Annotated in this window: 26 protein-coding genes; 13 read left to right on the top strand and 13 right to left on the bottom strand. The window is 69.8% G+C overall.

Features of this window, described 5'->3' with window-relative positions:
- Positions 1-403: 403 nt before the first annotated feature.
- On the top strand, positions 404-718 hold the full coding sequence (locus SY84_RS12780; RefSeq protein WP_046844324.1) for a cupin domain-containing protein: 315 nt from the start codon (positions 404-406) through the stop codon (positions 716-718).
- 93 nt (positions 719-811) lie between these two features.
- On the opposite strand, the gene SY84_RS12785 is transcribed toward SY84_RS12780, so the two are convergent.
- Positions 812-1,186, bottom strand: coding sequence for a nuclear transport factor 2 family protein (locus SY84_RS12785; protein ID WP_046844325.1), 375 nt, complete (start codon positions 1,184-1,186; stop codon positions 812-814).
- Positions 1,187-1,321: 135 nt separating this feature from the next.
- Between SY84_RS12785 and SY84_RS12790 the strand changes: the two genes are divergently transcribed.
- Together SY84_RS12790 and SY84_RS12795 are read left to right on the top strand one after the other, a co-directional pair.
- Positions 1,322-1,888 carry a type 1 glutamine amidotransferase domain-containing protein gene (locus SY84_RS12790; protein ID WP_046844326.1) on the top strand — a complete coding sequence of 189 codons (567 nt, stop codon included), beginning with the start codon at positions 1,322-1,324 and terminating at the stop codon, positions 1,886-1,888.
- Positions 1,889-1,987: 99 nt separating this feature from the next.
- Positions 1,988-2,743 carry a sugar nucleotide-binding protein gene (locus SY84_RS12795; RefSeq protein ID WP_052751159.1) on the top strand — a complete coding sequence of 252 codons (756 nt, stop codon included), beginning with the start codon at positions 1,988-1,990 and terminating at the stop codon, positions 2,741-2,743.
- Between the two features lie 486 nt (positions 2,744-3,229).
- On the opposite strand, the gene gcvP is transcribed toward SY84_RS12795, so the two are convergent.
- The 3 genes from gcvP to gcvT all read right to left on the bottom strand — a co-directional run bounded on the left by gcvP (position 3,230) and on the right by gcvT (position 7,717).
- A complete protein-coding gene (gene gcvP, locus SY84_RS12800) occupies positions 3,230-6,106 on the bottom strand; it encodes an aminomethyl-transferring glycine dehydrogenase (RefSeq protein WP_046844327.1) in 2,877 nt (958 codons plus the stop codon).
- Positions 6,107-6,296: 190 nt separating this feature from the next.
- Entirely contained in the window at positions 6,297-6,659 is a 363-nt protein-coding gene (gene gcvH, locus SY84_RS12805; RefSeq protein WP_046844328.1) for a glycine cleavage system protein GcvH, read from the bottom strand.
- Between the two features lie 59 nt (positions 6,660-6,718).
- Positions 6,719-7,717 (bottom strand): glycine cleavage system aminomethyltransferase GcvT, encoded by a 999-nt coding sequence (gene gcvT / locus SY84_RS12810; RefSeq protein ID WP_419177419.1) that lies wholly within the window; start codon positions 7,715-7,717, stop codon positions 6,719-6,721.
- A 144-nt stretch (positions 7,718-7,861) separates the two neighbouring features.
- Here gcvT and SY84_RS16940 point away from each other — a divergent pair, with 144 nt between their 5' ends.
- The 4 genes from SY84_RS16940 to SY84_RS12830 all read left to right on the top strand — a co-directional run bounded on the left by SY84_RS16940 (position 7,862) and on the right by SY84_RS12830 (position 10,033).
- A complete protein-coding gene (locus SY84_RS16940) occupies positions 7,862-8,311 on the top strand; it encodes a DUF6979 family protein (protein ID WP_245621341.1) in 450 nt (149 codons plus the stop codon).
- On the top strand, positions 8,308-8,829 hold the full coding sequence (locus SY84_RS12820) for a 2'-5' RNA ligase family protein (RefSeq protein ID WP_046844331.1): 522 nt from the start codon (positions 8,308-8,310) through the stop codon (positions 8,827-8,829). The genes SY84_RS16940 and SY84_RS12820 overlap by 4 nt, the downstream gene beginning before the upstream one ends.
- A 47-nt stretch (positions 8,830-8,876) precedes the next feature.
- Positions 8,877-9,329 carry an SRPBCC domain-containing protein gene (locus tag SY84_RS16010; protein WP_052751160.1) on the top strand — a complete coding sequence of 151 codons (453 nt, stop codon included), beginning with the start codon at positions 8,877-8,879 and terminating at the stop codon, positions 9,327-9,329.
- Positions 9,330-9,400: 71 nt separating this feature from the next.
- A complete protein-coding gene (locus SY84_RS12830; protein ID WP_046844332.1) occupies positions 9,401-10,033 on the top strand; it encodes an SDR family NAD(P)-dependent oxidoreductase in 633 nt (210 codons plus the stop codon).
- On the opposite strand, the gene SY84_RS12835 is transcribed toward SY84_RS12830, so the two are convergent.
- The 4 genes from SY84_RS12835 to SY84_RS12850 all read right to left on the bottom strand — a co-directional run bounded on the left by SY84_RS12835 (position 10,017) and on the right by SY84_RS12850 (position 13,267).
- A complete protein-coding gene (locus SY84_RS12835) occupies positions 10,017-10,691 on the bottom strand; it encodes a lysoplasmalogenase family protein (protein WP_052751161.1) in 675 nt (224 codons plus the stop codon). The two genes, SY84_RS12830 and SY84_RS12835, sit on opposite strands and share 17 nt — an antisense overlap.
- On the bottom strand, positions 10,688-11,239 hold the full coding sequence (locus tag SY84_RS12840; RefSeq protein ID WP_046844334.1) for a 5-formyltetrahydrofolate cyclo-ligase: 552 nt from the start codon (positions 11,237-11,239) through the stop codon (positions 10,688-10,690). Before SY84_RS12840 ends, SY84_RS12835 begins: the two co-directional genes overlap by 4 nt.
- Positions 11,240-11,279: 40 nt before the next feature.
- Positions 11,280-12,104 carry a phosphodiesterase gene (locus SY84_RS12845; RefSeq protein WP_046844335.1) on the bottom strand — a complete coding sequence of 275 codons (825 nt, stop codon included), beginning with the start codon at positions 12,102-12,104 and terminating at the stop codon, positions 11,280-11,282.
- 287 nt (positions 12,105-12,391) lie between these two features.
- Complete coding sequence (locus SY84_RS12850) at positions 12,392-13,267, bottom strand: DUF4394 domain-containing protein (protein WP_046844336.1); 876 nt, start codon at positions 13,265-13,267, stop codon at positions 12,392-12,394.
- 242 nt (positions 13,268-13,509) lie between these two features.
- On the opposite strand from SY84_RS12850, the gene nucS reads away from it, so the two are divergent.
- On the top strand, positions 13,510-14,259 hold the full coding sequence (gene nucS / locus SY84_RS12855; protein ID WP_046844337.1) for an endonuclease NucS: 750 nt from the start codon (positions 13,510-13,512) through the stop codon (positions 14,257-14,259).
- A 55-nt stretch (positions 14,260-14,314) separates the two neighbouring features.
- Here the strand turns inward: nucS and hisIE are convergent, their stop codons facing one another.
- Both hisIE and hisF read right to left on the bottom strand, forming a co-directional pair.
- Entirely contained in the window at positions 14,315-14,989 is a 675-nt protein-coding gene (hisIE, locus tag SY84_RS12860; RefSeq protein ID WP_046844338.1) for a bifunctional phosphoribosyl-AMP cyclohydrolase/phosphoribosyl-ATP diphosphatase HisIE, read from the bottom strand.
- A 50-nt stretch (positions 14,990-15,039) separates the two neighbouring features.
- A complete protein-coding gene (gene hisF / locus SY84_RS12865; RefSeq protein WP_046844339.1) occupies positions 15,040-15,837 on the bottom strand; it encodes an imidazole glycerol phosphate synthase subunit HisF in 798 nt (265 codons plus the stop codon).
- Positions 15,838-16,015: 178 nt separating this feature from the next.
- Between hisF and SY84_RS12870 the strand changes: the two genes are divergently transcribed.
- A complete protein-coding gene (locus SY84_RS12870; RefSeq protein ID WP_046844340.1) occupies positions 16,016-16,441 on the top strand; it encodes a response regulator in 426 nt (141 codons plus the stop codon).
- Between the two features lie 67 nt (positions 16,442-16,508).
- A complete protein-coding gene (locus SY84_RS12875; RefSeq protein WP_046844341.1) occupies positions 16,509-17,345 on the top strand; it encodes a DUF72 domain-containing protein in 837 nt (278 codons plus the stop codon).
- A 111-nt stretch (positions 17,346-17,456) separates the two neighbouring features.
- Here the strand turns inward: SY84_RS12875 and mqnB are convergent, their stop codons facing one another.
- Positions 17,457-18,131 carry a futalosine hydrolase gene (gene mqnB, locus SY84_RS12880; protein ID WP_245621342.1) on the bottom strand — a complete coding sequence of 225 codons (675 nt, stop codon included), beginning with the start codon at positions 18,129-18,131 and terminating at the stop codon, positions 17,457-17,459.
- Between the two features lie 420 nt (positions 18,132-18,551).
- Here mqnB and SY84_RS12885 point away from each other — a divergent pair, with 420 nt between their 5' ends.
- Positions 18,552-19,571: a DUF4384 domain-containing protein gene (locus SY84_RS12885; RefSeq protein ID WP_046844342.1), complete on the top strand. Its 1,020-nt coding sequence runs from the start codon at positions 18,552-18,554 to the stop codon at positions 19,569-19,571.
- A gap of 194 nt (positions 19,572-19,765) precedes the next feature.
- Here SY84_RS12885 and SY84_RS12890 read toward each other — a convergent pair whose 3' ends face one another.
- Positions 19,766-20,350 carry an NUDIX hydrolase gene (locus SY84_RS12890; RefSeq protein WP_046844343.1) on the bottom strand — a complete coding sequence of 195 codons (585 nt, stop codon included), beginning with the start codon at positions 20,348-20,350 and terminating at the stop codon, positions 19,766-19,768.
- Positions 20,347-20,997 (bottom strand): MazG family protein, encoded by a 651-nt coding sequence (locus SY84_RS12895; RefSeq protein ID WP_046844344.1) that lies wholly within the window; start codon positions 20,995-20,997, stop codon positions 20,347-20,349. The genes SY84_RS12890 and SY84_RS12895 overlap by 4 nt, the downstream gene beginning before the upstream one ends.
- A 105-nt stretch (positions 20,998-21,102) precedes the next feature.
- Here SY84_RS12895 and SY84_RS12900 point away from each other — a divergent pair, with 105 nt between their 5' ends.
- Entirely contained in the window at positions 21,103-21,570 is a 468-nt protein-coding gene (locus SY84_RS12900) for a hypothetical protein (protein ID WP_046844345.1), read from the top strand.
- 142 nt (positions 21,571-21,712) lie between these two features.
- The gene (locus SY84_RS12905) at positions 21,713-22,423 is read left to right on the top strand and encodes an SDR family oxidoreductase (protein WP_046844346.1); all 711 of its coding nucleotides are present in this window, start codon (positions 21,713-21,715) and stop codon (positions 22,421-22,423) included.
- Positions 22,424-22,515: the final 92 nt, after the last annotated feature.

The raw sequence follows: 22,515 nt of genomic DNA on the forward strand, positions 1-22,515 counted from the left end.
CACACCCGCCCAACCCGCCAGAGGCCCAAAAATGCGACTGAGACGACAAAAAAAACCGAGCATCCGGAGCATGCGTCCAGCACGGGAACGGGCACGCCCGCCCACGATGCCGGGCGCAGGCACGCGCGGAACACAGGGCGCAGGCCAGCGCGGGAGACATGACGCGGGCACAGGCAAAAGCAGGGGAAAAGAGACGGGCGGTGCCCGTGGACACCCCCTCCCGGCCTCCCCCCTCAAGGGGAGGAGTAAGAGCAACGCGCCGCCCGGCCTCCCGCCTCACGGGAGAGGAGTAGAACCCCTATCCGAGTGAGCCTCCCGCCTCAAGTTCCGCCCAACCCCTCGTGAACTTCCCTTCAGGCGCCCATCACGCCCGCGCCCACCCGCGCGGGGCACGCTGAACGCCATGAGCCCCTACAAGGTCAGCCAGAGCGACACCACCCACGGCACTGACGGCGAGCATCACCTCGTCAAGGGGCAGCAGAGCAGCATGCGCCTGTGGCACCGCGAGGAACCCAACGCCGACAAACCCGAGAGCACCCACGAGTACGAAACCCTCGGGTACGTCATCGAAGGCAAGGTTGACCTCATCGTGAACGGCGAAACCGTCAGCCTCCAGCCCGGCGACTCCTACCACGTGCCCGCTGGCGCCCCCCACACCTTCCGCGTCACCGAGACCCTCACCGCCGTCGAAGTGACCACGCCCGGCACGGACAAGTAACGACCACTCACCCCTCCCTCTCCCCAGCGGAGAGGGAAAAAACTGCCCGCCCCAGGCCTCTGTGCCGGGGCGGGCGCGTTCTTTACTCGACGGTCAGGCGGGGGTCACCACCACGAACGCCGCGCTGTCGTAATACGTGCGGAACGCCCCCACCTTCCCGTCCTGCACGTCCAGCAGGCTCACGCCCCGGTACGAGATCTCCCGCCCACCCGGCAGGCGACCCGACGCCACCCACTCCAGCACGCCCAGACCCCCCTCCTCCTGCACGCGGGAGAACTCACTGCGCACCTCCTCGAAACTCCCCAGGTACGCCTCCCAGAACGCCCGCGCACCCTCCGCGCCCTCCCACGTCTGCTGCGTCAGGTTCCGCAGCGTCACGTCCCCCGCGTGCAGGGCCACCAACCCCGAAACGTCCCCGGACTGCTCGGCGGTCTGCAAGGCCTTCGCGAACTCCTCAGTCAGTGTCATGCCTCCCACCCCATCACACGCCCCGGGCGCGCAAGGCAAGAACCCACACCAACTCAAGCCGCCCTCAACCCCGCCTCAACGCCCCTTCAGACCCCCATCACGCCCCAACCCCTACCCACACGGCAACCTGAACGCATGACCGACCAACCCCTGAAAGGCAAAACCATCGCCATCCTCGCCGCCGACGGCGTCGAACAGGTCGAACTCGTGAAACCCCGCGAGGCGCTGGAGGCCGCCGGGGCCACCACGCACCTCATCAGCCTCAAGGCCGGGCAGATCCAGAGCATGAAAGGCGACATGGAACCCCAGGACAAGTACGACGTCGACCACACCGTCACGCAGGCCAACCCCAGCGACTACGACGGCCTCCTCCTGCCCGGCGGCACCGTCAACCCCGACAAGCTGCGCCTGGACGCCTACGCCATGAAGTTCGTCCGCGCGTTCTACGACCACGGCGCACCCATCGCCGCCATCTGCCACGGCCCTTGGAGCCTCAGCGAAACCGGCATCAGCAAAGGCCTGAAAATGACCAGCTGGCCCAGCCTGAAACACGAACTGACCCTCGGCGGCGCCGAATGGATCGACCAGCAGGTCGTCGTGGACAAAGGGATCGTCACCAGCCGCAACCCCGACGACATCCCCGCCTTCAACGCCAAGATGATCGAAGAATTCCAGGAAGGCGACCACAGCAGCAAACGCTGAGCAAACAGACCAGACAGCACAGATGGGCAGGGGGCCGCACGCCACACCGGGGCGCGGCCCCCCGCCCTGTTGCCCGGTCCTGTCCGTACACTGCACCCCATGACCCGACCCTGGCTCGTCACCGGCCTGACCGGTACCCTCGCCCCGCACGTCGCCCACGCCCTGCAAGCCCAGGGGCACACCGTCACCGGCTGGGACCGCCACACCACCCCCGCCGACGACAGCGCCGCCGCCCACGCCTACCTGCAAGCCCTGAACCCCCAGGGCATCCTGCACCTCGCCCTGGGCAGCGAAGCCTGGGCGCACGCCCTCGCCACGCACGCCCACACGCACGACCTGCCGTTCGTGTTCACCAGCACCGCCATGGTCTTCCACCACCACCCAGACGGCCCGCACCACGCAGGCGACCCTACCACCGCGCAGGACGACTACGGCCAGCTGAAAGCCCGCACCGAACACGCCATCCGCACCGCCCACCCCCGCGCCGTCATCGCCCGTATCGGCTGGCAGATCCACCCCACCGCCACCGGCAACAACATGACCCAGCAACTCCAGGCACAACACGACCAGCACGGCGTCATTCGCGCCAGCCGCCACTGGACCCCCGCCACCTCCTTCATGACCGACACCGCCCACGCCCTCGCAGCCCTCGCGCAGGACGGCACCAGCGGCACCGTCCACCTGGACAGCAACGCCCACGACGCCCTCACCTTCCCCGAACTCGTGCGCGGTCTCGCCCGGCACCTGAACCGCGACTGGGTGGTCGAGGAGACGGACGACTACACGCACGACCAGCGGCTCGTGGACGACACCACCCGCCTGCCCAGCCTGCGCGAACGCCTCGGGCTGAACTGAACAAGTGAGAGGTCGGGTCAGGAGTGAGCGGTGGCTGGCCCGACTATTCAGAACCTGCCGAAGTCTCTCAGTTCGAAATGCTGTCCTAGAAGGCAGAATTCAGAGCGGGAATTGATCGTTGACACCGTCTGCATATCGGGGTATCCTACTTTTAACACCGCCGAAGAGGGCGGAATTTTTTTTGCCTGCCCATTTTGTCTGTCTGGGTGCTGCCCCAGCCCCCTCCGCAAGCGGCTCATACGAGTACCCCAGAGGGGCAGGGGGAGCAGTCGCTGCGCTCGGCAAGAGTTTCTGCTCGCGTCGTGTTGCTGGGATGGACGGTGACGTGTCCGGCCTCGACGCCGTCCTGCCGACCCCATTGGAAGGCCCGCTCGCTTCGCGCATGACGGCTCGGGGAAAACGTTCCTCCGGGACTGCTGGAACGTAGGACTGAACGAAGAAAGCCCCCCGGATAGGGAGGCTCTCTGAGTCACGGACGCTCTGGGCTTACGCCTCGATGTAGTCCTCGACGGGTGGGCAGCTGCACACGAAGTTTCTGTCGCCGTAGACATTGTCCACGCGGTTGACGCTGGGCCAGTACTTCCACTGTTTCTGCGTTTGGGTGGGGTAGGCGGCGGTTTCGCGGCTGTACGCGCGGTTCCAGTCCATGTCGATCAGGTCGGCCTGGGTGTGGGGCGCGTGCTTCAGCGGGCTGTCAGCGGCGGTGATCAGTTCGTCCTGCACGTCCTGAATCTCGCGGCGGATGCCGAGCATCGCCTGGATGAACCGGTCGAGTTCCGCTTTGGGTTCACTCTCGGTCGGTTCGATCATCAGCGTGCCGGGGACGGGGAAGCTCATGGTGGGGGCGTGGAAGCCGTAGTCCATGAGGCGCTTGGCAACGTCCTCCTCGCTGATGCCGCTCTCGGCCTTCAGGGGGCGCAGGTCGATGATGCACTCGTGCGCGACGCGGTCGTTGCGGCCGGTGTACAGGACGGGGAACGCGCCTTTGAGGTGGTGGGCGATGTAGTTGGCGTTCAGCAGGGCGACCTGCGTGGCGACTTTCAGGCCGCGTGCGCCGAGCAGGCGGATGTACAGGTAGCTGATGGGGAGGATGCTGGCGCTGCCGTACGGCGCGGCGCTGACGGCCCCGGTGCTGCTGTCAGAGGTGGGGCGCACGGCGTGGTTCGGGAGGAACGGGGCGAGGTGCGCTTTCACACCGATGGGGCCCATGCCGGGGCCGCCGCCCCCGTGGGGAATGGCGAAGGTCTTGTGCAGGTTCAGGTGGGATACGTCGCTGCCGATCAGGCCGGGTTTGGTCAGGCCGACCTGGGCGTTCATGTTCGCGCCGTCCAGGTACACCTGCCCGCCGTGCTGGTGGATCAGTTCGCACGCTTCCATGACGCGTTCCTCGTACACGCCGTGCGTGCTGGGGTACGTGATCATCAGCGCCCCCAGGTTCTCGCTGTGCTTCTCCGCCTGGGTTTTCAGGTCGTCCATGTCGATGTTGCCGTCCGCGTCGGTCTTCACGACGACGACCTGCATGCCCATCATGGCCGCACTCGCGGGGTTCGTGCCGTGCGCGCTGGCGGGAATCAGGCAGATGGTGCGGTGCGCCTCGCCCCGGCTCTCGTGGTACTTGCGGATGACCAGCAGGCCCGCGTACTCACCCTGCGCGCCGCTGTTCGGCTGGAGGCTCACGGCGTCGTACCCGGTGATGTCCGCCAGCCACGCCTCCAGTTCCGCCAGCATCTCCGCGTACCCTTCCGTCTGGTCGGCGGGCGCGAAGGGGTGCAGCTGGCCGAATTCGGGCCACGTCACGGGAATCATTTCCGTCGTGGCGTTCAGTTTCATGGTGCAGCTGCCCAGCGGGATCATGCCGTGCGTCAGGCTGTAATCCTTGTTCTCCAGGCTCTTCAGGTAGCGCAGCATGCCGTGCTCGCTGTGATGCGTGTTGAACACCGGGTGCGAGAGGTAGTCCGAGGTGCGCTTCAGATCGGCGGGAATGCCGTCCACCGCCTGCCCGTCCAGCGCCAGCACGTCGGCAGCCTTGCCCGTGATGACCTCGATGATGTCCGCAAGGTCAGCCACGGTGACGGTCTCGTCCAGGCTGACGCTGACGCGGTTCTCGTCACTGCCGCGACCCTCGGAACGGTGGTAGCGGAGGTTGATGCCTTTCGCCTCGGCACGTGCCTGGATGGCGTCCACGTCACCGTGGAAGCTGATGGTGTCAAAGAACGACTCGCTCACGACGAACCCACCCTCGTGCAGCGCGGCGGCCAGGATGCCCGTCATACGGTGCGTGCGCTCGGCAATCGTCTTGATGCCTTCGGGGCCGTGGTAGACGGCGTACGCGGCGGCCATGTTCGCCAGGAGGGCCTGCGCGGTGCAGATGTTGCTGGTGGCCTTCTCGCGGCGGATGTGCTGCTCGCGCGTCTGCATCGCCATGCGCAGCGCGGGTCGGCCCTTGACGTCCTTGCTGACGCCGATCACGCGGCCGGGCATGCTGCGCTGGAAGTCGCTGCGGCACGCCAGGAACGCCGCGTGCGGCCCGCCGAAGCCCATCGGAACGCCGAACCGCTGGGCACTGCCAATCACGATGTCCGCGCCCATCTCACCGACGGGTTTCACGAGGGCGCTGGCGAGCAGGTCGGTCGCGGCGATCAGCAGGCCGCCGCTGGCGTGCACGCGTTCGGCGATGGGGGAGAGGTCGTGCAGGTCGCCGTACGTGCCGGGCGTCTGCACCAGGGCCGCGAAGGTCCCTTCGGGCAGTTCGGCGTCGGCGGGGCCGGTGACGATGTCGTACCCGAAGTACTCCGCGCGGGTGCGGATCACGTCGATGGTCTGCGGGTGCACGTCCTGCGCCACGTACAGCGTGTTGCCCTTGCTCTTGCCCGCGCGCTTGGCCAACGTCATGGCCTCGGCGGCGGCGGTCGCCTCGTCCAGCAGGGAAGCGTTGCAGACGGGCATGGCGGTCAGGTCCATGATCGCCTGCTGGAAGTTCAGCAGCATCTCCAGGCGACCCTGGCTGATCTCCGCCTGGTACGGGGTGTACGCGGTGTACCAGCCGGGGTTCTCCAGCATGTTCCGCAGGATCACGCCCGGCGTGTGCGTCCCGCTGTACCCCATGCCGATGTAACTGCGGAACACCTTGTTCTTCGCCGCGACCGCCTTCAGGTCGGCCAGCGCATGCGCTTCCGTGACCGGGCCGCCCACGTTCAGGTCACCCGTGAAGCGGATGCTCTCGGGCAGGGTCGTGTCACTCAGTTCATCCAGGCTGCCCACGCCCAGCTCCGCGAGCATGGCGGCTTGCTCGGCGGCGGTCGGGCCCACGTGACGGTCGAGGAAATCAGCGGTCTGCAACAGATCAGTCAGGGAACGGGTCATGAAGTACTCCTGGGGGTGGGGCGGTGAAGCGGGTCACACGCCCCCTCACCCCGGCCCTCTCCCCTCGTGGGAGAGGGAGAAAAAGAATGTTGAACCCCCCTCTCCCCCTGTGGGACTCAACGAGCTGAGAAGCAGAGAGGGGCTGGGGGTGAGGGGGCCACCGAGTGGCGCTCCCGGTCACCCGTTCAGGTCAGTTGTTCGCGGCTTCGTACGCGGCGGCGTCCATCAGGTCACCCTCGCCGGTCACGTCAAGCTTGAACAGCCAGCCGCCCTCGTAGGGGGCGCTATTGACGAGTTCGGGGGTGCCGGTCAGGGCGTCGTTCACGGCCACGATGGTGCCGCTGGCGGGCGCGTAGATGTCAGAGGCGGTCTTGACGCTCTCGACCACGGCGATGGTCTCGCCCGCCTCGACGACGCGGCCCACTTCGGGCAGTTCGACGTACACGACGTCGCCCAGCTGCTCCTGCGCAAAGTCGGTGATGCCGACGGTGCCGTCCGCGGCGAGCCATTCGTGGGAGGCGGCGTACTTCAGTTCGGTGGGGGTGGTGGTCATGGTCGTATTCTCCGGGTTTCAGGCGCGGGGGGTGTGTGCGGGCCTACGTGGGCGGCGGGTCAGCGTTTGTAGAAGGGCAGCGCGACGCGGGTGGCGGGGTGGTCCTTGCCGCGCACCTCGACGTCGAAGACGTCCGCTCCGGCGTGCTCGGCGTTCACGAGGGCCATGGCGATGGGGTGCCCGAAGGTGGGGCTGCTCGTGCCGCTCGTGACGTGTCCGACGACCTCGCCGCCGACCTTGACGGGGTAGCCCTCGCGGACGGGCACGCGCTCCAGTTTCAGTCCCACGAGGGTCTGGGTGGGGGTCGTGCGGATGTGCTCGTGGCCGACGTGGGTCTTGTCCTTCACGACCCAGCTGTACGTGCTGCTCAGCGGGTGGATGGTGTCGCTGAACTCGTGCCCGTAGAGGGGGAAGCCCGCTTCGAGGCGCAGGGTGTCGCGCGCGCCCAGCCCGGCGGGCGTCAGGCCGATCGCCAGGAGTTTGTCCCAGACGGTTTCGGCCTCGCTGGCGTCCGTGAACACCTCGAAGCCGTCCTCGCCGGTGTACCCGGTGCGGGCGAGCATCACGTCGAAGCCGAACAGTTTGGCGGGGAAGAAGGCGTTCTTCTTCTTGCTGCTCAGGTCGGTGTCGGTGTGGGGTTGCAGCAGGCTCTCGGTCTGGGGGCCCTGCACGGCCAGGAGGCCCCAGCGGTCGCTCTCGTCGGTCAGGGTGACGTCGAACTCGCCCGCGTGCGCGTTCAGGTGCGTCCAGTCCTTGGTGATGTTGCTGGCGTTCACGACTGTCAGGTACTCGTCAGGGGCAACCATGTAGATGTAGATGTCGTCCACGAGGCCGCCCGAGACGCCCGGCAGCCAGTTGTACTGCGCGCGGCCGGGTTTCAGCTTGCTGACGTCGTTGGTGGTGACGTGTTGCAGGAACGCCAGCGCGCCGCTGCCCTGCACGCGGAATTCGCCCATGTGGGACACGTCGAACACGCCGGCTGCGTTGCGCACGGCGTCGTGTTCGGCTTTCACGCCCGCGTACTGCACGGGCATGTCCCACCCGCCGAAGGGCACCATTCGGGCTCCGGCGCGCAGGTGCGCGGCATGCAGGGGCGTCCGCTTCAGCGGCTCGGTGGGGGACTGGTTCACACCTGAAACTGTAGCCGACCCACCCCCAGAGCGTCCGGGCGGTCTGGACGGCCGGGGGGTGTACGCTGGAGAATGGCGACCGGGAAAAAGAGCGTTCCACAGGCTAAAAAACGTCAGGGTGGAACGGTGTACGATCAGCTGACCGGCTGGGCGCTTGAGGGTGCCCGGCAGGGCCTCACGCCCCGCGACGCCTGGGCCGCCGCGCAGAAGCTCGTGACCGCGAAACCCAGCACGCTGAACAAGGGCTGCCCACGCTCCACGTTCGTCTCCCTGGCCGAACACGGGTACCTGCGGGGCGTGCCCGCGCAGGCCGACGCTCGCCCCCTGACCCGGAACGCCCGTCATGCCCTGCACGCGCGGGCGGTCGCTCAGGCTGACCCGGACCTCCTGAACCGCAAGCAGGCGTGGTGGGCCGCGACCCGCGCGCACTCCGGCACGGACCGCGAGAATCACGCGGGCATCCTGGACGTCCTCCACGCGTTGATGGTGCGCGACGCCCTGACCGACCCGCCCGTCCCGTGAGCCCATCGCACCTGCTGGCGCTGCGCCCGCCACCGGACATTGAGGCCCGGATCGTGGCGTTCCGCGAAGCCCACGGCGTGCGCGACGCGGCGGCCGTCCCGCACATCACCGTGAAGGCCCGCAGTGGCCTGGACGACGACCTGCGCTGGCTGGACCTCATCCCGGCGGTGGCGGCGGCGACCCCGCCCGTCCCGGTCGAACTCCTCGCGCCGCGCGTGTTCCCGAACGGCAGCGCCCTGTACCTGCCCGCCCGCGGCCCCGGCGCCGTGCGGCTGCACCTCGCGCTGCTGGATGCCCTGCGGCCCGCGCGCCGCTTCGGGTACGAAGGGCCGCAGATGACCCCGCATCTCACGCTCGCCCTGGGGCGGCGGGACGCAAGCCTGGATGCGCTGCTGGATGCGGCGGGGCAGGCCTTCCCGCAGCCGCTAATCTTCACGGCCACCGAACTCGTCTGGATGCGCAAGCCCGGCCCGAGCGGCGCCTACCAGCCCGTGCAGAGCTGGACGCTGGGCGGGTAGAGGTCGCTGCCTCGTGGCGGCGCGCTGCACCCGGTAGACTCGCTCTCATGCCCCGTGTCGCCCGGACCGAGATCACCGTGCAGGCTCCCCTGGAGCGGGTCTTCGAGCTGCTGGTGGATTTCAGCGCGTACGGCAGCTGGAATCCGTTCGTGGTGGAGGTCACGGGGGCTGTACGTGCTGCCGAGGGCGTGCGGATGCGATTCAAGCTCCCCTGGTGCGGGGGCCGGTTCATGCACTCCGACGAGCAGGTCACGCGCGTGCAGCCCCCGGCGGGTGGCGCGGCGCTGGTCGCTTGGCGGTACGATAGTCCTCTGGCCCGCTGGGGCCTGCTGCGGTCGGAGCGGGTGCAGACCCTGCGGCAGCTGCCGAATGGCGACACGGCCTATGCCACCGAGGAGGTCTTTCACGGTCCGGCATCGGCTCTCGTGCCCGTGCGGTGGGTGCAGGCGGGGTTCGAGGCGCAGGCGCGGGCCATGCGCGATCACCTGTCGCCCACCTAAAGGATGGCTGCCGGGCTGGTTCGGTGTGCCCTCCGACGGTTCCGGCGCGCCGGGCGTCGCCTACTACCGGCATGCATACCCTGATTCTGGGCGCGACGGGCGGGATCGGCGCGGCGACGGCGCGGGCCTTTGCGGCCGCTGGGCACACGCTGACCCTCTCCGGGCGGGACGAGACGCGACTGGCGGCGCTGGCCTCCGAGCTGGGCGTGACTGGCCGCGCGGCGGACGTGGGCTTCGAGAGTCACGTCCGCACGCTGCTGGAGGCGGCTCCGGAGCTGGACACCCTGGTGTACGCGGCGGGCGCGGCGCACCCCGAGCCGCTGCGGGACGCGGACCCCACGCACGTCCGCTCTGTGTGGAACGCCAATTACTTCGGAGCGCTGTGGGTCATGAAGCACGGGCTGGGGCGGCTGGCGCCGGGTGGGCGGGTGTACCTGCTGGGCGCGCGGCCGGAACTGGTGACCGCGCGGGGCTTCAGTCAGTACGCGGCGAGCAAGGCGGCGCTGGCCCGCGCGGCGGAGGTCGCGCGGCTGGAACACCGGGGCGTCGGGATCACGCTGGTGCAGCCGCCCGCGGTGGAGACGGGCCTGTGGGCGCAGGTGGGCCGCGTGCCGCGCGGCGCGCTCGGACCGGACGCGGTGGCGCGCGCCCTCGTCGCGGACCGCGCGGGTGAGGCGCAGATGGAACTCAGGATCGACGGGTAAGGAGCATCAGCCCCCGCGTGAGGTTCCGTTGCGCCCCGGCGTACAGGGCGAGCATGACGCCCTCGGTCAGGGCGCGGCTCAGCCGGTCCCGCAGGAGGTAGCGGCGCACGAGGATCAGCAGGTCCGAGGCGACGAACATCCACCCGCCCCGCCTCAGCAGGCGCGCCGCGTCGGGGTGCGCGCGGGCCAGTCGGGGGTCGGCGGCCAGCAGTGCCATGAGGTTCAGCAGCGCCCCGTACCCGCTCAGGACCGGGAGGCTTTCGGGGTCGTGCCGGATCAGCAGGCCCGCGCCGAGCAGCAGTCCGGCCATGCGCGCGGGCCAGTGGCCGGTGTGGGGCCGCGCGCCGCGCCGCCACAGCAGCGTGACGGTCAGGAGTTGCGCCAGCGCGTACCACGTCGCGCCGCCCAGGAAGGCGCCGGGGTTCCCGCGCGGGTCGGGCTGGTGCGTGGACCGGGCGATGGTCACACCGCCCAGCGCCGCGGCCCCCAGGGACAGCAGCAGGGTGAGGGTGTCCCGCGCGTCCCGCCCCGGCGTCTCGCGGGTGACTTCGGCGGCCAGCGTGGCGACCATCGCCGCCTCCGCGATCTGGTGGGGGCGCGGCCGGTCGAGCATCCCGGCCAGGACGGTCGCGGTGGCCGCAGCCCGGAACGCCTTCACTGGATCTCCTGCGCGCCGCGTTCGGTGACGAGCCACTGCGCGGGGCAGTCGTGCGGGTCGCGCGGCAGTTCCGGCACCAGCAGGGCCGCCTGAATCACGCCCACCGTCACGCCCCGGAACGCGGGCAGCAGGCGGTCGTAGAAGCCCCCGCCATACCCCAGGCGCACGCCCGCGTGGTCGAAGGCCAGCCCCGGCAGCAGGATCGCGTCCACGGTGCCCAGCGGCACCTGCGGCGCGTCCTGCGGGGGTTGCAGCGCCCCGAAGCGGCTGACCTCCGTCGCGGTGTGCCAGGCGTGCAGCGTCAGGCGCGGTTCAGGGCGGAAGCGGGCGCGCGGGGCGAGCAGTTCGAAGTCGCGCTCCAGGGCGCTCACGTCGGGTTCGCCGCTCAGCGCGCGGTAGGCCAGCACCCGCCGCGCCCCCAGCGTCGTCAGGAGGTCACGCAGGGTCGCCGTGATCGGCTCGGATACGTCCGGCAACTCCGCGCGCGCTGCTCGCGCCCAGGCGCGCCACTCGGACTTGGGGGTACAGGGGGAGAGGACGGAACCCACACCCGACACTATGCCCGAAGGCCGCCGCGCCCCCCGGTCGTCAGTGGGCCGCGGGCGTGCCGTTCGGCCGGTCGAAGTCGTGCCAGCGTTCCCCGTCGAACAGCGGGTGCCACGGGGCGGGCGCGATCACCTGCGTGAACGAGTTCAGGCCCGTTCCCGGCGTCCAGTGATGCAGCAGGCACATGGGCGGCTGCCGCTGCACGACCAGCTGCGCGGGCCGGTGCAGGTCCGGGTGCAGCGTGGTGTCCGTGCCGGGGCAGGTCATGACGGTCGTGTGGGCGAATCCCGCCGTGAGGCTCATGTGCAGGTGCCCGGCCGCCACGCGCAGCACCTGCGGGTGCTCCAGCAGCAGGTCGCACAGCGCCTCGCGCCCGCGCAGGTCCATGCCGTCCATGACGTCCAGCCCGGTCTTCACGGGCGGGTGGTGCATGAACAGCAGCGTGGGCCACTCGGGCGCCTCGCGCAGCCGCGCCTCCAGCCAGTCCAGCTGCCCCTGGTCCAGCTGCCCGCCCCCGTGCCCGGGCCGGTGGGTGTCCAGGCCGATCAGGCGCAGCGGGAAGTCCTCTACCACGTACTGCATGAAGCCCGGCAGGTGGCCCACCGGGGGCGGGTACAGGTCCAGCAGCGCGGCGCGGTCGTCGTGGTTGCCGGGCACCAGGAACGCCGGGACGCGCAGCGCGCCCAGCAGCTCGCGGAACAGCGCGTACTCGTCGGGCCGGGCGTGCTCGGCGCAGTCCCCGGTGAGGATCACGGCGTCCGGCAGGGCAGGCATGGTGTTCACGTGCGCCACGGCCCGCGCGAACGCCGCCGCCTTCTGGGGGAACCGGTAATCGATGTGCGGATCGCTGAGTTGCACCACCTGCATGCCTGTCACCCCCGGACAACGCCCGCGCGGACCCATACGGCCCGGCGTCCGGTCCAGTGTGCGCCTTTTCGCATGACGGAATTCACACATTCGCATCCGACTGCCGGGTGAGCGGCGGGCGACCCCAGTTCAGCCGGACAGAGGCGAACGGTGAGTGGCATGCCCCTCCGTGCAAGGAGGGCCGCACCCGAGGCCTGGGAACGGGACGGTCGACCGCTGCACAGCCCGACAGGCCGGGGAGGTCGGGCCAGCATGGGCGCCCGACCTCCCCGATCAGTTGGCGCCGTTCAGGGCGCCTGGAGTTTCAGGGCCACGCTGCTCAGCGTGACCTTCACGCTGCCTTTCATCATCGCCTTGCCGCTGGTCAGGTCCACGGTGTACAGGTCGGTGCTGCTGGCCCCGGCGCGACTCAGGACGGCCGTGCCTGCCCCGGCGATATCGAACCCGGTCTTCCCGACCATGACATCCACACCCAGCGCCCCCACGGTGGTCAGGTCACTGAAGTTGCCTGCGGGCAGTGCGGGCATGGTGGTCGTGTTGTTCACGTGCTTCACGAGGCTGTCCGTTCCGGCGTCAAGGGTGTACAGCGTGGTGGGTGTCGCGGCGCTGTACGCCTTCGTGGCGCTGTCATTGAACGAATTCGTGTACGCGGCGGCCACAAGCTCGGGGTTCTTGCCGACATTCGCGTCACCCGCTGCGTAGCTGAACATTCCGTCGTTGGTCTGTGCGCCTGCGGTAGATGTGCCAGGGATAGGGGCGGCGTTCAGGGTGAGGCGGAAGTTCGCGTCGTTCGCCCCGATGACCCGCAGGCGGTTTGCCTGGGGGTTGAAGTCCGCCGCGACCAGTGTCGTGCCGGTGACGCTCGCGTCCGCCGTCGCGGTGCCGGTGTCGGCGTTGATCATGTACACGCGGCCGCTGCTGGCGAAGCCGTACAGCATGCCGTCGGTGTTGCGGACGTCCAGGTCCACCAGGGTGTCACCGCTGCTCAGCCCGGTGATGGTCACGCTCCGGCGGCTGGCGTCCGGGTTGTCCAGCCCGAAGGTGTACAGCGTGGCGCCGTTCAGGCCGTACGTGACCTGTCCGGCGGGCGCGGCGGGCGTGCGGGGCATCGAGCAGGACGCGAGGGTCAGGGCGGACAGGAGCAGCAGGGCGGCGTGTTTCATGGGGAACCTCCGGGGACTGGGCACGTGCATGGGGCGCATGCGGGACTGGGGCGGTTGTGGCGGGCGGGCGCGCCGTGACTGGCGGGGGAGAGGATCACGGATGCTGATCAGCTGTATGCGGCGGGCCGCCAGTCGGATCACACGGCACGTTCACGCTTCCTTCACGGTCCTGATCCGCCGCGTCGGGCCGTTCCGGGGGCGCAGGCGGTATCCTGCGCGGCGCTCCCCGAGCGCCCCTGCCCATGCTGATCGAGTCCCTGAACCACCCTGCCCCCGAAGCCCTGCTGGCGTTCCTGCGCGCCCACCTGCACGCCCGCGTGACCCTGCACCTGGCCGGAGAGGTCGAGGTGCTGTACGCCGGGCGGGCCACCAGCATGGCCGAGGCCGGGGACCGCCTGCTGCTCGTGAAACCCGACGGGTCCCTGCAGGTCCACGGGCCCAGGGGCGTGAAACCCGTGAACTGGCAGCCGCGCACCGATCACCTCTCGGCCGAACTGGACGGCGGCTGCGTGGTCCTGCACGCCGAGCGGCGCAGCCCCGCCGAGGTCGTGCGGGTGCGCGTCATCGGTTGCGTGCAGGTCACCGCGCTGAACCTCGCCGACGAGGCCCTGTTCCTGCTGCAGGGCAGCGAGGCGCAGATGCAGCAGGCCCTCGCCCACGCGCCGCACCTGATCGAGGAGGGCCTGACGGTCCTGGACCGCGAACTGCTCGTCGGGGTGGGCGGCATCGACCTGTACGCCCGCGACGCGCAGGGCCGCTACGTGGTCGTGGAACTCAAACGCGGCAAGGCCGGGCACGACGCCGTGCACCAGCTCGGGCGTTACGTGGACGCCGTCCGCACCCAGGTATCGGCCCCAGTCCGCGGCATTCTCGCCGCGCCGGACATCACCGTGCCCGCCCTGAAGGTCGCGCAGGCCGCCGGACTGGAGTACGTGAAAGTCGACGCGCTCCCCCAGGTGCAGGAGGAAGCGCGCCAGCCCATGCTGTTCTGAGGAGGGGTGTGGGACGTGGGTTGTGGGAAAGGCTCAACCCCACAACCCACACCCCTCATCCCACTTCTTTCGGGCCCTTGAGTCCGGTGCGGCCCTCGCGCTCCGCGAGGACGGCGGCGACGTCGGCGGGGCTGACGCCCACCTCGGCCATGGCGAACAGGGTGTGGAATAGTAGGTCGGCGACCTCGGTGGCGAGTTCGGCGCGGTCGGCGTTCTTCGCGGCCAGCAGGACCTCGCCGCTCTCCTCACTGATCTTCTTCAGGACGCGGTCCAGGCCCCCGGCGTGCAGGCGGGCCACATAGCTGTTCTCGGGCAGGGTGGCGAGCCGTTCGGTGATGGTGGCGTACACGCGGTCCAGCGTGCCGTCCAGTCCGGCGGGCGGCGCGCCGGTGGTCAGGAGGGGCTGGTGGTAGCAGGAGTACGCGCCGGTGTGGCAGGCCGGGCCGGTCTGATGAACGCGGTACAGCAGGCTGTCGCCGTCGCAGTCGGCCTGCACGTCCACGACCTGCTGGGTGTGGCCGCTGGTGGCGCCTTTGACCCACTGCTGGGCGCGGGAGCGGGACCAGTAGGTGGCCTCGCGGGTGTCGAGGGTGCGGGCAACGGCGGCGCGGTCGGCCCAGGCCTGCATAAGGACGGCGCCGCTGCGGGCGTCCTGCGTGACGACCGGGATCAGGCCGGTCTGAGGATCGAACTTCAGGGAGTCCAGGGACAGGGGGGTGGGGGATGTCATGTCAGGCCCCCTCCGGAGGCCAGGAGTGAGAAGGAAGACCGGGGTGGGGTTCAGGCGCGGGACGTGTCGTGCCAGTCGTGCCGGACGGGCAGACCCTCGGCTTTCAGGTACGCCTTGACCTGCGGGACGGTCAATTCGCCGAAGTGGAAGACGCTCGCGGCCAGCGCGGCGTCGGCGTTCCCGCCCTGATCGCCGCCGAGCAGGACGTCGCGGAAGTCCTGCAGTTTCCCGGCGCCGCCGGACGCGATGACGGGCAGGTCCACGGCGCGCGCCACGGCGCGGGTGGCGTCCAGCGCGAAGCCGCCTTTGGTGCCGTCGGCGTCCATGACGTTCAGGCAGATCTCGCCCGCGCCGAGCGCCTGCCCGCGGGTGGCCCACTCGATCAGGTCCAGGCCCGTATCGACCCGGCCGCCCGCGCGGAACACGTTCCAGCCGCCGCCTTCGCGCCGTTTGGCGTCGATGCTGAGCATCACGCACTGCGCGCCGTAGTGGTCGCTGGCCTCGCGGATCAGCTCCGGGCGGGTCAGGGCGCCGCTGTTCACGCTGATCTTGTCCGCGCCGGCCAGCAGCAGCTGCCGGAAGTCCGAAAGATGGTTCACGCCGCCGCCGACGGTCAGGGGCATCATGACCTGTTCGGCCACGCGCGCGGCGACGTCCAGCATCAGGCTGCGGCCCTCATGGGTGGCGGTGATGTCGTAGAAGACCAGTTCGTCGGCCTGCTGGGCCTCGTACGCCTGCGCGAGCACCAGCGGGTCCCCGGCGTCGCGGTGGTTCTCGAAGAACCGGACGTTTTTCACCACCCGGCCGTTCTGGACGTCCAGGCAGGGAATGATGCGCTTGCTCAACATGGGGCGCAGTCTACGCGCTGCCTGCGCGGGGCAGTGTGGGCCTGCCCAGCGCGCCCCTGACCCCACAACGTTAAATCAAGTTAAGGAAAGACTCATGGACTTTGCTACACTGCGGGTCACCGGGACGCGCCGTGCTCCCCGGCTGACTCAGGCGACCTCACGCGCACCGGGAGGCCCCGTGAACACCCGCAGAATCCTGCTGATCGACGACAACCCCAACGACGTGGAACTCGCCCTGACCGCGCTGGACGAGGTCGCGACCGGGGGCGCGGTCAGCGTGGCCAGCAGCGGCCCCGAGGCCATGGCCACCCTGCGCCGCGCCCGCGACGAGGACCGCCTGCCCGACCTGATCCTGCTGGACCTCAAGATGCCCCACATGGACGGCATCGCCATCCTGGACGCCATCCGCGCCGAACGCGGCCTGGACGGCATCCCGGTCGTGATGCTCACCACCAGCGGTGAGAACCGCGACATCCGCGAATCCTACGCGCACGGCGCGAGCGCCTACGTCGTCAAGCCCCTGGATTTCACGCAGTTCCGCGAGGCGCTGCGCACCATCCAGGCCTTCTGGACCTCCCTGAACCGCCCACCGCGCACCAACTGAACCGCGCCGCGCGAGCTGAAGATTGCGCCAAGGACCACCCCGCGCGCCGGACGCTACCCTCTCAGGCATGCGCGTGTATATCGGCTGCGGCGGCTACAGCAACGACGACTGGGCGGCTCCGGGCCTCCTCTACGACGGCGTGCGCAAGGACGACTACCTGGGCACCTACGCCCGGCACTTCGACGCTGCCGAACTGAACGCCTCGTTCTACGGCATTCCCGGCCTGAAGGCCTTCGAGGGCATGCTGCGGCGCAGCGCCGGCCGGGTCCGGTTCACCGTGAAACTCCACCGGGTGTTCACGCACGACCGCGCCCCGACCGACGACGACTTCGACCGCATGCTCCAGAGCCCGGGGCCGCTGCGCGAGGCGGGTGTACTGGGGCCGTACCTGGCGCAGTTCCCGTACTCGTTTCACCGCACGCCCGCCAACCGCCGGTACCTGCAGATGCTCACCGAACGCTTCGCCGGGCACGAACTGGCCGTCGAGATCCGCCATGAGGACTGGGACCGCCCCGAGGTCCGCGAGGGCATGGCGCAGCGCGGCGTGATCTGGGTCAGCCCCGACTACCCGCCCGCCGGGGGCCTGCCCGAACCTCAGCTGCATGTCACGGCGGACGTCGGCTACCTGCGCCTGCACGGCCGCAACGCCGCGAACTGGTGGGACGGCCAGAGTGCCGCCGAACGCCACGACTACCTCTACTCCCGCGCGGAGATGGACGAGTGGGCGCAGAAGATCGCGCTCGTCGCCGACGACCTCAGCGAGCTGTACGTGTTCTTCGAGAACACCACCAGGGGCCACGCGCTGAAGAACATCCCGCAGCTGCGCGAAGCCCTGAACGCCCACGGCGTGCCCGTGCAGACCCCCGACCCGCTGGACTTCCCCGACGACGGCCGCCTGCTGTGAGGGGCAGTGGGGAGTGGGATGGCTTGACACGGGCGGGTCCGGCGCGCGGACGCTGTTGACCATCACCCATCACCCATCACCCATCACCCATCACCCATCACCCATCACCCATCACCCATCACCCATCACTGCCAGCGCGGCCTGCACGCCCCGGCGGGTTGCGGCGAGGGCCTCGGGAATGCGCCACGCGCAGCGGTCGCGGGGGCCGACGGGGTTGCTGATGCCGCGCACTTCCAGCGCCGGGACCCCGGCGAGCAGGGCGGCGTGGGCGATGCCGGCGCCTTCCATGCCCTCGCACAGCGCGCCGGGGTACCGGCGTTCCAGCGCCTGCGCCTGCGCCGCGCTGCCGGTCACGCCGCCCAGCGTCAGGGCCGGGCCGAGCGCGGCGCCGGCGCGCTCGGCGACCCCCCCGGCCCCTGTCCAGGCGGGAAAGACCGCGCCGTGCGGACCGTCCGGCAGGACCGACAGGCCCAGGTCGTCCAGCGGCAGGAAGGCGGCGCCGTCCCAGGCCCCCAGGTCCGCCTGGATCATCACGCTGGACACGGCGAGGTCGCCGGGGTGCAGGCCGCCGCCGGGGTACGCGCCGCCGATCCCGGCGCTGATCACCAGCCTGGCTGGAGCGGCCGTCAGGGCGTGGGCGGTGGCCAGGGCCGCCGCGACCGGCCCGACCCCGCTGACGATCACCCGCGCGGCGAGGTCCCGCAGGTGCGCGGCCTCGCCGCGCGTGGCGACGACGATCAGGACGTCCGGGCTGGGCGCGTCGGGAGCGGCAGGGGACATGGGCATGCGTTCAGGCTAGAGCATGCCCACGCCCGGGGCCGAGAGGAGATCGTCCTGCACAGAGGTCCAGGACTGAGGGCGTGGTGCGGGTTACTCGTCGCAGCCCAGGGCGCGCAGGAGGTCCAGTTCGGTGATGGGCGCGGTCTGGCGCGTGTGGATGGGGGAAGAGATTCGGCGGCTGAACAGACGACGCAGGAATGCGGCCATGGTGGGACCTCCAGAATTGATGATGGCCTGATCGTACATTAAGAAAGCTTCATTTTGATGTGAGGTCATTCGACGCGCCGCGACCACGGAACCCCACCCACACCACGTCCGCCTGCCGATCTCAAGCTGACCGTGGGCTGAAGCACCATTAAGTTTGTTGCTGCCTGCACTCACGGCGCGTCATGTGCTGCCCCGTAGGCTCTGGTTCGGAGGTACCACATGAAAAAGCTTCTTCTTATTCCGGCCGCGATGCTCCTGAGCACCGCCGCCGCTGCCCCCAAAATCAGCGCCCAGAGCATCATCGTGAACCCCACCCAGCCTGACCTGAACGTCAGCGTGCGCGTGGACAAGGACACGACGGGCAACCAGAACCCCGCCTACCGCGTGGGCGATAAGATCAGCATCAGCGCCACCGTCAACCGCGACGCGTACGTCTACCTGTTCAACGTGAACCCCGACGGCAGCGTCGATCAGATCCTTCCCAACCGCCTGAGCGACAGCAACCTCGTCAAGGCCAACACCACCAAGGTGTTCCCCGCCCCCGAGGACAAGTTCAACTTCACGGTCGCCGGCCCTATCGGGCAGAACAAGGTGCTGGCCCTGGCCAGCCTCACCCCGCTGAACCTCGATCAGATCAGCTCCTTCAAGACCACCCAGGACCAGTTCGCCACCGTGAACGCCAAGAACCAGGCCGGTCTGGCCCAGGCACTGAGCATCGTCGTCAACCCCCTGCCCCAGAACAGCTGGGTCAGTGACACCGCCTTCTACACCGTGGCGGGCCGCACGCCCATCAGCACCGGCAGCCTGTTCGTCGGCACGAACGTGAACAACGCCACCGTGATCCTGAACGGTCAGCGACTGGGCGGCGCGAACGTCACATACAGCAACCTGAAGGCCGGCAGCTACCCCATCCGCGTCCAGGCGCCCGGGTACCGTGACTTCACCACCACCGTCGCCATCCGCGGCGGCAGCACCACCAACGTGAACGTCGAGTTCGCGCAGGCCGTCACCCCGGCCCCCGTGAACAATGCCTTCACCGTGTCCGTGCGCAGCAGCGTCAGTGGCGCCCGCATCTTCGTGGACGGCCAGGAAGCCGGGACCGTCCGCAACGGCGGCCTGGACCTGCAGCTGAGCGGCGGCACGCACGAGATCGTGATGATCGCCCCCGGGTACCGCACCTTCGTGAGCAACTACAACATCACGAAGAACGGCCAGATCACCATCAACCCCAGCCGCTGATTCCAGGCTCAGGTTGCGCCCCCACCCCACGCGGGTGGGGGTTTTGCCGCTGCGCCCCTTATACGGATTTCGTTTGTCTCGTTCACCACCCGGAAAAACACCGGGTTGCGGACGTGGAGTTCGCAACCCGCTTCTCTCCTACTCGCATCCGCTCGGATAGAACGGCTTTGCAGGCCATTCAATCGGAGTCCGTATCAGGCTGGACCGTCATTCAGCGGGCCGTCGCGCAGCAGGTCGTGCAGCACCCGCGCCGTCATACCCCAGATGTCATGTCCCTGCCACGGGTAGCGGTAGAGCGGCACCCGCATCCCGTCGGGCAGGGTCCGGACCTCCCGGATCATGGGCGCGGCGCGCAGGTCGGCCAGGCCCGGCAGGAGCAGCTGCGCGACCTCGCCCGACAGCGTCAGGGTGGGCTGCGCGGGAATGCGGGCCAGGACCGGCGTCACGTGAAAGCCGATGGGGGTGAACACGTCGTCCAGTTCACCCAGGACCGTCACCTGCGCCGGGTCCAGCCCGACCTCCTCCTGCGCCTCGCGCAGCGCGGCCTCCACGGGGGTCTCGCCGCGCTCCAGGCTGCCGCCGGGAAAGCTGATCTGGCCTTTGTGGGTGGGCAGGTCCGCCGACCGCACCGTGAGCAGCACCCGCGCGTCCACCTCGCGCGTGAGGCCCACGAGCACTGCCGCGCGGCGGTAGTCCGGCAGGTGCAGCGTGCGGCGCTCCCGCTCCCCCAGCCACGTCGCCCACGGGTCGGCGGTCACTGCGTCCAGCGGGTCGGTCATGAGGTCAGCCCGGCGTCGTCCGGCAGGGCCCGCAGGCTGCTCAGGGTCCGTTCGCGCAGGGCCAGTTCGGCGTCCACGCCCGCCGCGCGCGCCCAGGCCACCACGGCCTCCAGGACGTCCGCGACCCCGTCGGCCGAGGCTGGTGCGGCCTGCGCGGCGGCCAGCAGCGCTCCCCGCGCCGCCTCGGGCGCCCCCTTCTCTCGCCCGGCGAGCTTCTGCGCCTTCGCCTCGCGCGCCAGGGCGCCCAGCGCCGCGGGAACGCGCTGCTCGGGGCGCCGCACGCGTCCGCCGCGCTCGGCGGCCTTGATGGCCTGCCAGTTCGTCACGACCTCCTCACTGCCGCTCACGTCCGCCCCTGCGAACACGTGAGGGTGGCGCCGCACGAGTTTCTCCACGATGGCCCGCTCCACGTCCGCGTACCCGAAGGTCCCGGCCTCCTCGGCGATCACGCTGTGAAACGCCACCTGCAGCAGCACGTCGCCCAGCTCGTCGGGCAGGTCGGCCGGGTCGGGGCTGCTCACGGCGTCGGCCGCCTCGGCCGCTTCCTCCAGCAGGTAGGGACGCAGGGACTCGTGCGTCTGCTCCCGGTCCCAGGGGCAGCCGCCGGGCGCGCGCAGGCGCCGCATGATGGACAGAAGTTCCTGCATGCCCCCCACTCTAGAGCGCGCGTGAGCGCCAGGGCCGCCCTGACCCGCGGCGACCCTCACGGGCACTTCACGCCCCGTCAGGAAAGGTGTGATGCACTGACACGCATGACCACCCCCCGCACCCTGACCCGCGCCGCCCTGGCCACCCCGCTGCTGGCCCTGGGCCTCGCCTCCGCCCAGGCGCCCGCCCCGAGCGCCCAGCAGCTCGCCACCGCCACGTACGTGATCCTCGATCCCGTCATTGAGGGCAACCAGAACCTGGTGAACGCCGACCAGCGCCGCAGCATCCTGGAGGCCATGAAACGCGACAGCGGCGGCGCCCTGAAACGCCGTTACCCGCAGGCGACCATCGCGGCTGCGCCCACCGCGAATGCCATTCAGGTGCGCCCGGTGTTCGTCGCGCCCAACGCGCTGGTGCCGTGGAACAAGCTGGGCGCCCGCCTGGAGTTGCAGATGCCGCAGGGCCAGAAGTACAGCGTGAGCGAGAGCTTCGGGATCAGCGTGCTGCTGCGCTACCGCGCGGAATTCGTGAACTACATGTACGACCAGCTCGCCACGCGCCTGCCCCGCTGAGCCGCGGGCACCGGCATGCGCCGCCGCCCTCCCGACACCTGGGGAGGGCGGCGGTGTTCGCATGATCAGGACCTGAAGGCCGCGTTCACACTGCTTTGCTTTTCACACTGCGCGTTGGCGGGCGCGTGTTAGGGTGCCGCCCATGACGCAGACCACCCAGAAGAGCGCCTTCATCACCGGAGCCAGCAAGGGCATCGGACACGCCGTCGCGCAGGCCCTGATCGCGGACGGGTACGCCGTGACCATCACCAGCCGCAACGCGGACGAGATCGCGCAGGTCGCCGCCGGGCTGGGCGCGGACGCGCGCGGCGTCGCCTGCGACGTGAAGGACCCCCGCGCCGTGCAGGCCGCCGTGGACGCGCACGTGGCGGCCTTCGGCGGGCTGGACGTGCTGTTCGTGAACGCCGGCGTCGGCCACTTCGGGAACGTCGCGGACCTGAGCATCGAGCAGTGGCAGGACGTGATCGACACGAACCTCAGCGGCGCGTTCTACACCGTCAAGGCCGCCATTCCCGCCCTGTCCGCGCGCGGCGGGTACATCTTCACGCTGTCCAGCCTCGCCGGGAAGAACCCCCTGCCGGGCGGCGGCGCGTACAACGCCAGCAAGTTCGGCCTGAACGGCCTCAGCGAGGTCCTGAACCTCGACCTGCGCGACCGGGGCATCAAGGTCACGCAGATCATGCCCGGCAGCGTCGCCACGCACTTCGGCGGCCACACGCCCGATCAGGACAAGGACGCCTGGAAGATCCAGCCCGAGGACCTCGCGCAGCTCACCGTGGACCTCCTGCACATGCCGGAGCGCACCCTGCCCAGCCGCGTGGAAGTCCGCCCCAGCCGCCCCCCGAAAAAGTAACCGGCGGATGGTCGATGGGTGATGGAGGGGGGCAGCGTCCCGTCCATCACCCATCACCTGTTGACCATCAACGCTTTTTCCTCCTGCTGCTA

It is taken from the genome of Deinococcus soli (ex Cha et al. 2016) (genome assembly GCF_001007995.1).
In the GTDB taxonomy this organism is placed as follows: domain Bacteria; phylum Deinococcota; class Deinococci; order Deinococcales; family Deinococcaceae; genus Deinococcus; species Deinococcus soli.